This window comes from Haemophilus sp. HMSC066A11 (assembly GCF_001811665.1).
Taxonomy (GTDB): domain Bacteria; phylum Pseudomonadota; class Gammaproteobacteria; order Enterobacterales; family Pasteurellaceae; genus Haemophilus; species Haemophilus influenzae.
Window position 1 is genome coordinate 1 of the sequence record NZ_KV805882.1, and the last position, 8,345, is coordinate 8,345.

Consider the following 8,345-nt stretch of genomic DNA (forward strand, 5'->3'; position numbering starts at 1 on the left):
TGCCGTTAGCCCAAGCATAACGGAATAGGCAAGCACGTTTAATCTAAAATTGGTCATATTTAATCCCATGAAAAAAAATAATAATAATTCTCAAACATGTTACAAGGAAAAGTATTTTCTCACAACAATAAAGATTGATTTTTGATAAAAATCAAGAAATAAAAACTATTCTTATTATTTTCTGTATTTAAACCTGCTTGTTTCCTATAATGCGAGCCGTTGATTGTTGATATTAGTAATTGTAGGGTGGGCTTTAGCCCACCATCAAACAATCGTAAGATATTTTGGTGGGCTGAAGCCCACCCTACATTAAGTACGCATCATTCTATGCGTGCTTCTTTTTATTTTAGGAGCAATCATAAAGGCAACTCAGTTGTTGATTTGACCGTTTTTAGAGTAACTTCTGATTTTAAGGTTTTAATGCCAAGCCTAGAATTAAGATAGGTATTTTTGACTAATTAAACGCTATATAAAGATACTTGTACTACCAATAAAATGGAACCAATTAGCAATAAGCATCCAATCATTGGCATGACGAATTTAACCCATCTATCAAATGGAATATGCAACATTTGGAGTGTCACTAACACTAATCCTGTCGGAGCCAAGAATAGCATTGCATATTGTCCCCAGTTGTAAGCAGAAACCACGATATCGCGTGGAATACCCACTGAGTCAGCAAGTGGAGCCATAATTGGCATTGAAAGCACGGCTAAGCCTGAAGAAGACGGCACGATTAAGCCTAGGAAAATAAATACGACTAATTGACCTAAGATGAATACGCTACCTGGCATACCACTAACTACATTAGACATATAATCAAGGATGGTGTCAGAAATCATACCTTGTTCGAGTACTAAGTTTACGCCACGAGCAAGACCAATGATTAAGGATACGCCTACTAATTCTGATGCACCTTCAGTGAAAGATTCCACAATATCTTTTTCAGACAAGCCACTGATAAACATAATGATGATAGTAATGGAAAGGAAAGATGCAGCCATTTGAGGGAACCACCATCCGCCAACCATTACACCCCAAATCATAATAGGGAATGCAATGCAGAAAAGCGTTAAGATTAATTTGTGACGAGCTGAGAATGCGATAGTTGCATTTGGATCAAAGTTCTTCATATAACGTTGGCGAAATTCTTCGCGATCGTCATAAGTGAAAGAAAAACTTGGGTCAGCTTTGATTTTTTTACAGTACCAATAAAGATATACGATTACGCAAGTTGCCCCCAAAACTAAACCTAGAGCACGGAAACCAATACCTTCAGTAAATTGAATACCAGCTGCATTTGATGCGATAACAACGGAGAATGGGTTAATTGTAGAGAATGCAGATCCCATAGATGCAGCAAGGAATATAGCCCCTACGCAGACTATCGCATCATATCCCAGAGCCAAGAATACTGGCACCAGAATCGGGTAAAATGCCACTGCTTCTTCTTCGATACCACAGGTTGTGCCGCCTAACACCATTAAGACGGATACGCAGAATACAATAAAAAACTCATTGCCTTTGGTTTTCTTCACGAGAGCCATCAAACCAGCATTAAAAGAACCAGTACGGTTAATGACACCAATCATACCACCTAATACAAAGATAAAGACCATAACATCAACGGCTTCAATGGTACCTTCTACCATACTTTTGGTGATATCTTCAATGCCTTTATGGTGTTGTTCTACACGTTGATAAGTGCCAGGAATAGCGATTGGTTTTTTGATCACGCCTTCGGTGAAGTTGGAGAGTTTAATTTTGATATTGAGATTATCAAGAGTGTCTGTTGTGGCGGGATAAGTTTTATCATCAACGCCATAAGCTTTGACGACAAAAACATTATCAGTAGAGTTATATGTTAATTTTGAATATGAACCGGATGGAATAACCCAGGTTAATCCAACAGCGAGAATTAAGATTGCAAATAAAATTGTAAACGCTGATGGGAAATTAAACGTTTTCTTCTTTTTGGACGCATCCATAGCGAGTTCCTTATGTTTAACGTTTAAAGTGCGGTTGGTAAAACATTGGTTAAACCAACCGCACTTTTTACCTTGAGAATGGCTTCCCAAAGTTCCTTTATTATTTAAGCATAATAGGATATACCTTCAGCTTTTTTTGTAATACGAGTACCAGCTTTGCCTTTCACAATGTCCACAATATCAGATAAAGATCCTATTACTGCATCTTTTCCTGTTTGTTTCGCAAAGTTGATCGCGGCTTGTACTTTCGGCCCCATGGAACCTGAAGCGAAACCAAGTTCTGAAATAGCTTCAGGTGAGGCAACTGAAATTGCTTTTTGATTAGGTTTACCCCAATCTACGAAAGTTGCGGAAACATCAGTTGCGATGATGAATAAATCAGCGTCAAGATTTTCTGCAAGTAAAGCTGAACATAAATCTTTGTCGATAACGGCTTCAACACCTTGTAAATTATGGTGTTCATCATAATAGGTTGGAATGCCTCCGCCCCCCGCACAAATTACGATACTGCCTTTTTCAAGCAACCATTTGACCGGACGAATTTCAAAAATACGTTTTGGTAATGGGCTTGGCACAACGCGACGATATTTATCACCATCTTGTGCTATAGACCAATTTTTTTCTTTTGCCAAACGTTCAGCTTCTTCTTTCGTATAAACAGGGCCTATTGGCTTAGTTGGATTTTTGAAAGCTGGGTCGTTGATATCAACTTCTACTTGAGATAATAACGTTGCAAATGGCACTTCAAATGGAACTAAATTACCGAGTTCTTGTTGAATCATATAACCAATCATTCCAGCTGTTTCTGCTCCTAATACATCTAAAGGATAAGTTGGCACATCAGTATAAGCGGCACTTTGTAAAGCGAGCAAACCAACTTGTGGGCCATTACCGTGTGCTATCACTAATTCATTATTTGGCCAAATCTTAGCAATTTGCTCACAAGCAATGCGAACATTTTGTCGTTGATTTTCGGCTGTCATTGGTTCTCCGCGTCGTAATAACGCATTACCGCCTAATGCAATCACTATTCTCATACGTTCTCCTTAAGCCAAACTTGCTACCATTACCGCTTTAATTGTGTGCATACGGTTTTCTGCTTGTTCAAATGCAATGTTCATTGGCGATTCAAATACGTCTTCAGTTACTTCAATACCATTAGCTAATTCAGGATATTTTTCAGCAATTTGACGACCAACTTTGGTTTCGCTGTTATGGAAGGCAGGTAGGCAGTGCATAAATTTCACTTTTGGATTACCAGTGCGTTTCATTAATTCAGGTGTGACTTGATAAGGAAGTAATAATTTAATGCGTTCGCCCCAAGTTTCTAATGGTTCACCCATTGAAACCCACACATCAGTATGGATAAAATCTACGCCTTTCACCGCTTTGTCGATATCTTCAGTTACAGTAATACGAGCTCCACTTTCTTTCGCAAATTTTTCGCACATTTCCACAAGATTTGCTTCTGGTAATAATGCTTTAGGTCCACAAATACGAACATCCATACCTAATTTTGCACCAATTAATAAAAGTGAATTACCCATGTTATTGCGAGCATCCCCAATATATACATAGCTAATTTCACTTAATGGTTTGTCGCAATGTTCAATCATGGTAAGTACGTCGGCAAGCATTTGTGTTGGGTGGAATTCATCGGTTAAACCATTGAATACTGGCACTCCAGCATAATCAGCCAGTTCTTGAACGATACTTTGTTTAAAGCCACGATATTCAATGCCATCATACATTCTGCCTAATACGCGGGCGGTATCTTTCATACTTTCTTTGTGGCCAATTTGAGAGGAATTAGGGTCGATGTAGGTGACTTGTGCGCCTTGATCATAAGCGGCGACTTCAAATGCACAGCGTGTGCGGGTGGAGGTTTTTTCAAAGATGAGCGCGATATTTTTGCCTTTTAATTTTTGTTGTTCTGTGCCGGCATATTTGGCTCGTTTCAAATCTCGGGAGAGATCTAAGAGATATTTAATTTCACGTTCTGTGTGATGAACAAGACTAAGTAAATGTCTATTTTTCATATTGAAAGCCATAATAATCTCCTTGTGTTTTGACTATACATTGGGGAATAAACATACATCATTCGAGATACTGCTTGTTGTTCGAACAGTTGCATTATAAGAGAGGTAAAATGAAATTTGTTGTCGTTTTTCAACTGGTAATGCCAGTATGTAGAATTTTATTGCGAGATTTTTAGTATTATTAGAATTTAATAAAAATAATCTAACTCTTTATTGTTATTTGTTTGATTTCTAATAGTAGATGAATTTAAACGAAAATATGTTTTAGTTTATTTTTGATGAAGAGGAATGTGTCTATCTATACTTAATAAAAGTGCGGTTATTTTTATTGCAGTTTTTAATATATTGATCTTCAGCAAGTACCATTTGTATATTTAGTGATATGATAAACATAGTTTATTTTTTGAGGTTTTTATGAATTTACCTTTTCGAGCAATGGTGTCTGATTTAGATGGCACACTTTTAACACCTGAACATTTAGTCGGTGATCTTACCATTGATACGCTGAGAGCATTAGAGCAAAAAGGCGTAGATATTATTTTGGCAACAGGACGCAATCATACCGATGTGTCATCCATTCTTGGAAAAATTGGTGCGGAACGTGCGGTTATGATTACATCAAACGGTGCTCGTGTACGGGATTTACAGGGTAATTTGCTTTATAGCAATAGTTTGCCTGAAGAATTAGTTCTTGAGCTTTACAAAACGCCATTTGATACTTCCAAAGTATGCATGAATAGCTATCAAGATGAAGGTTGGTTTACTAATAAAGATATTCCTGTAATGCGTCAGTTTCATAAAGAATCTGGATTCGATTATAACGTTGTCGATTTTTCTAAACATCATGGACGTGGGACAGAAAAAGTCTTTTTTATTGGTAAAACGCCAGAGGATTTAGTTGAAGTAGAAACTTATTTACGAGATAAGTTTGGTAACGTAACGACAATTGTTTATTCAGCATTAGCTTGTTTGGAAGTAATGAATAAGAATGTTTCAAAAGGGGATGCATTAAAACATTTACTTGAATCACGCGAGTATGAGTTAAAAGACTGTATTGCTTTTGGTGATGGAATGAATGATGTAGAAATGCTTTCTTGGTCTGGTAAAGGCTGTATCATGCAAGATGCAGATATTCGTTTAAAAATGGCTTGTCCAGAGTTAGAAGTTATTGGCTCAAATAAAGAAGAATCAGTCGCTCGTTATTTGCGAACCCTATTTGGATTAGATTATTAATGCAGGCATTATTATTCATAAGTTGTGGTGCAATATTAGGCGCGTCATTGCGTTGGGCTATAGGATTGTTATTTAATCCTTTATTTTCCTCATTTGCTTTTGGGGCTTTAATCGCTAATTTGCTTGGTTGTTTAATTATTGGTGTATTACTTGGGCTTTTTTGGCAATTTCCACAAATTAGTGCTGAATGGCGGTTATTTTTAATTACGGGTTTTTTAGGATCGCTAACCACATTTTCGTCTTTTTCTTCCGAAGTTGTGGAATTATTTTTTAATGACAAGTGGTTAAATGGATTTTGTGTATTAATGATGCATTTATTCGGATGTTTAGCTATGACTGTGTTAGGCATTTGGATATATAAAATTTGTTCTCAACTTTTATCTTAATCCCATTCACTTTGGTTTTGCCCAATTAAATCAGCAAATTCATCGCTACGAAATCCGTGTGATAGCATATATTGCCAAATTTTTTGTTTCATTTTAGGCGTTTGCTGTTCGTTATAATTTGGGAATTTTTTACGTAACAAGTTCTCAGCCATTTCATACCAATCAATTTCTGATTCCATTAAAACTTCATCAATAATATCAGAAGACACACCTTTTAATTGGCGTAATTCTTGTCGAATTCTCCCTACACCATAACCTTTTTGCACGCGTGAATTTAGATAATTTTCTGAAAAACGACGATCACTTTGCCAATTTTTTGCTTGGCATCGAGATAAAGCTTCATCAATTTCTTCTTCCGAAAAGTTCTTTTCCTGCATTTTATTGCGGAGCTCGAATTCACTATATTCTCTGCGAGAAAGAAGATTAACTATGTAATTAAAAGCAAGAGATGACAAGGATTTATTCCTTCATTTTATTGAATCGATATAAAGTGCGGTCATTTTTAACCGCACTTTTGGCATTTGTAATTTTCTTTATTCAAAATCACTTTCTGATTCAGTGTTATTTTCAGATTGTTCAATATCCGCCATTAAGGCTTGTTCTGGATTAGCCACTAATTCAGCACGTAAACGAGCTTCTAATTCATCTGATTTCTCTATATTTTCGTTAAGCCATTTCATTGAATTAGCCTTTCCTTGACCAATTTTTTCACCATTGTAGGAATACCAGGCGCCTGATTTTTCTACAAGTTTGTGTTTTACACCAAGTTCTAATAATTCACCTGCTTTTGAAATGCCTTCTCCATAGAGAATTTGGAAATCCACTTGGCGGAATGGTGCCGCTAATTTGTTTTTCACTACTTTTACGCGGGTTTCATTTCCAATAATATTTTCGCCATCTTTTACAGAACCTGTACGGCGAATATCTAAGCGAACAGAAGAATAGAATTTTAATGCATTACCACCCGTAGTAGTTTCAGGATTACCAAACATCACACCTATTTTCATTCGGATTTGGTTAATAAATACAACTAAACAGTTTGCATTTTTAATTTGACCTGTGAGTTTACGCAAAGCTTGAGACATTAAACGTGCTTGCAGACCCATATGAGAATCGCCCATATCCCCTTCAATTTCAGCTTTTGGCGTCAGTGCGGCAACGGAGTCCACAATAATTACATCAATTGCACCTGAGCGAACTAATGCATCACAGATTTCAAGTGCCTGTTCCCCATTATCTGGTTGAGAAACAAAAAGTTCTTTTACATCTACACCAAGTTTTGCTGCATAAATAGGATCAAGTGCGTGTTCTGCATCAATAAATGCACAGGTTTTTCCTGCTTTTTGTGCTTGAGCAATGACGGAAAGAGTTAATGTTGTTTTACCCGATGATTCAGGCCCGAAAATTTCTACAATTCGTCCCATAGGTAAACCACCAATTCCTAGTGCAACATCTAAGCCAAGTGATCCAGTAGAAATAGATTCCACGTCTAACGTTTTGGTATCGCCTAATTTCATAATTGAGCCTTTACCAAATTGTTTTTCGATTTGCCCTAATGCAGCTGCTAGTGCTTTTTGTTTTTCTTCTTGAGTTGCCATAATTAAAATCCTGTTTGAATGTTCAATTTTTTATGATTATATCTGTATTGATGTACAGGTCAAGAAAAATGTTTATATTAATAAAAAAATATGAGATACACATTTCAGTAAAGAGGATGGGGAAGGCTTAAAATAAAAGTTTTTAATAGAATAATTAGATTAAATTATATACAATAATAATCTCAGAAAAAGTTTTAAATATAGTATATTTATATATAAACCAATCGTTTAGATAAAAATAAATTTTAAATTTACGATCTGGCTCACAAATCTGAGATTTATATTTAGGTGTAGTAAAAACTTCATGATATAAATGAAATCAGAAGTACTTCTACTGACTCTTTTAAAATAATTATTCATTGGAGGTTTAATATGAATATAAAGGATGAGCATATAGAGAGCGTTTGCTCTTTGTTAGATCGGTTAGTAGGAAATGTTTCCTTTAAAAATCTTTTTACTGGTTACGGTTTGTTTCACAAGGAAGAGACAATGTTTGCCATTTGGCAAAATAAAAAACTTTATTTACGCGGTGAGGGTGTTCTCGCAATTCAATTAACTAAATTAGGTTGTGAACCTTTTACAACGAATGAATTGAATAAGCGGTTTGTGCTTTCACAATATTATGCACTTTCTGATCAGGTTTTACGTAGTAATAGATTGTGTAGAAAATTGATTATTCTTTCTATTAAGCAGATTCTTGAGCAGAAGCTAGAATGTACGTTAAGAAAATTGAATCGATTAAAGGATTTACCCAATTTAACGATTAAACATGAAAGAGCTTTAATAAAAGTTGGTATTACAAATGTTGCGATGCTAAGAGAGATTGGCGCAGAAAATGCATTGGTGGAATTAAAGAAAAGTGGCAGTGGTGCTACGCTTGATTTTTATTGGAAATTAGTATGTGCTTTGCAAAATAAAAATAGTCAGATGTTAAGTCAAGCTGAAAAAGAGCGTTTATTGAAGAAATTAAACGAAGTTTTGAGAAAAAATGGCTTAAAAGGCTATAGAAAATTAGATGATGAATAAAATTTGTTCATTCAAATAATTTTTTACAAAAAAGTACTTGCAAGAGATTTGAAAATCCCTATAATGCACCGCACA

Annotated in this window: 8 protein-coding genes and 1 pseudogene; 3 read left to right on the plus strand and 6 right to left on the minus strand. The window is 35.7% G+C overall.

Annotation, left to right across the window (positions count from 1 at the left end; genetic code table 11):
- Positions 1 to 356: 356 nt before the first annotated feature.
- The 4 genes and pseudogenes from HMPREF2813_RS10165 to HMPREF2813_RS07810 all read right to left on the minus strand — a co-directional run.
- A pseudogene (locus HMPREF2813_RS10165) lies at positions 357 to 455 on the minus strand (Lrp/AsnC family transcriptional regulator); the annotation flags it as partial.
- A 3-nt stretch (positions 456 to 458) separates the two neighbouring features.
- On the minus strand, positions 459 to 1,988 hold the full coding sequence (locus HMPREF2813_RS07800; protein WP_005688264.1) for a YfcC family protein: 1,530 nt from the start codon (positions 1,986 to 1,988) through the stop codon (positions 459 to 461).
- 104 nt (positions 1,989 to 2,092) lie between these two features.
- Positions 2,093 to 3,025, minus strand: coding sequence for a carbamate kinase (gene arcC / locus HMPREF2813_RS07805; RefSeq protein WP_005688263.1), 933 nt, complete (start codon positions 3,023 to 3,025; stop codon positions 2,093 to 2,095).
- Between the two features lie 9 nt (positions 3,026 to 3,034).
- Positions 3,035 to 4,039 carry an ornithine carbamoyltransferase gene (locus HMPREF2813_RS07810; RefSeq protein ID WP_005688262.1) on the minus strand — a complete coding sequence of 335 codons (1,005 nt, stop codon included), beginning with the start codon at positions 4,037 to 4,039 and terminating at the stop codon, positions 3,035 to 3,037.
- 402 nt (positions 4,040 to 4,441) lie between these two features.
- Between HMPREF2813_RS07810 and HMPREF2813_RS07815 the strand changes: the two genes are divergently transcribed.
- Complete coding sequence (locus HMPREF2813_RS07815; protein ID WP_005688261.1) at positions 4,442 to 5,260, plus strand: Cof-type HAD-IIB family hydrolase; 819 nt, start codon at positions 4,442 to 4,444, stop codon at positions 5,258 to 5,260.
- Positions 5,260 to 5,646: a fluoride efflux transporter CrcB gene (gene crcB, locus HMPREF2813_RS07820; protein ID WP_005688259.1), complete on the plus strand. Its 387-nt coding sequence runs from the start codon at positions 5,260 to 5,262 to the stop codon at positions 5,644 to 5,646. The genes HMPREF2813_RS07815 and crcB overlap by 1 nt, the downstream gene beginning before the upstream one ends.
- Here the strand turns inward: crcB and recX are convergent.
- Both recX and recA read right to left on the minus strand, forming a co-directional pair.
- Complete coding sequence (gene recX, locus HMPREF2813_RS07825; RefSeq protein ID WP_005688257.1) at positions 5,643 to 6,101, minus strand: recombination regulator RecX; 459 nt, start codon at positions 6,099 to 6,101, stop codon at positions 5,643 to 5,645. The two genes, crcB and recX, sit on opposite strands and share 4 nt — an antisense overlap.
- A gap of 78 nt (positions 6,102 to 6,179) precedes the next feature.
- The gene (gene recA / locus HMPREF2813_RS07830) at positions 6,180 to 7,244 is read right to left on the minus strand and encodes a recombinase RecA (protein ID WP_005654959.1); all 1,065 of its coding nucleotides are present in this window, start codon (positions 7,242 to 7,244) and stop codon (positions 6,180 to 6,182) included.
- 372 nt (positions 7,245 to 7,616) lie between these two features.
- On the opposite strand from recA, the gene tfoX reads away from it, so the two are divergent.
- Positions 7,617 to 8,270, plus strand: coding sequence for a DNA transformation protein TfoX (gene tfoX, locus HMPREF2813_RS07835; RefSeq protein ID WP_014551147.1), 654 nt, complete (start codon positions 7,617 to 7,619; stop codon positions 8,268 to 8,270).
- Positions 8,271 to 8,345 lie beyond the last annotated feature (75 nt).

What these genes read in the sequence shown, in the direction of transcription:
- arcC (WP_005688263.1), bottom strand. Translation starts at nt 3,025, where the DNA reads ATGAGAATAGTGATTGCATTAGGCGGTAATGCGTTATTACGACGCGGA.
- HMPREF2813_RS07810 (WP_005688262.1), bottom strand. Translation starts at nt 4,039, where the DNA reads ATGGCTTTCAATATGAAAAATAGACATTTACTTAGTCTTGTTCATCAC.
- HMPREF2813_RS07800 (WP_005688264.1), bottom strand. Translation starts at nt 1,988, where the DNA reads ATGGATGCGTCCAAAAAGAAGAAAACGTTTAATTTCCCATCAGCGTTT.
- HMPREF2813_RS07815 (WP_005688261.1), top strand. Translation starts at nt 4,442, where the DNA reads ATGAATTTACCTTTTCGAGCAATGGTGTCTGATTTAGATGGCACACTT.
- tfoX (WP_014551147.1), top strand. Translation starts at nt 7,617, where the DNA reads ATGAATATAAAGGATGAGCATATAGAGAGCGTTTGCTCTTTGTTAGAT.
- recA (WP_005654959.1), bottom strand. Translation starts at nt 7,244, where the DNA reads ATGGCAACTCAAGAAGAAAAACAAAAAGCACTAGCAGCTGCATTAGGG.
- crcB (WP_005688259.1), top strand. Translation starts at nt 5,260, where the DNA reads ATGCAGGCATTATTATTCATAAGTTGTGGTGCAATATTAGGCGCGTCA.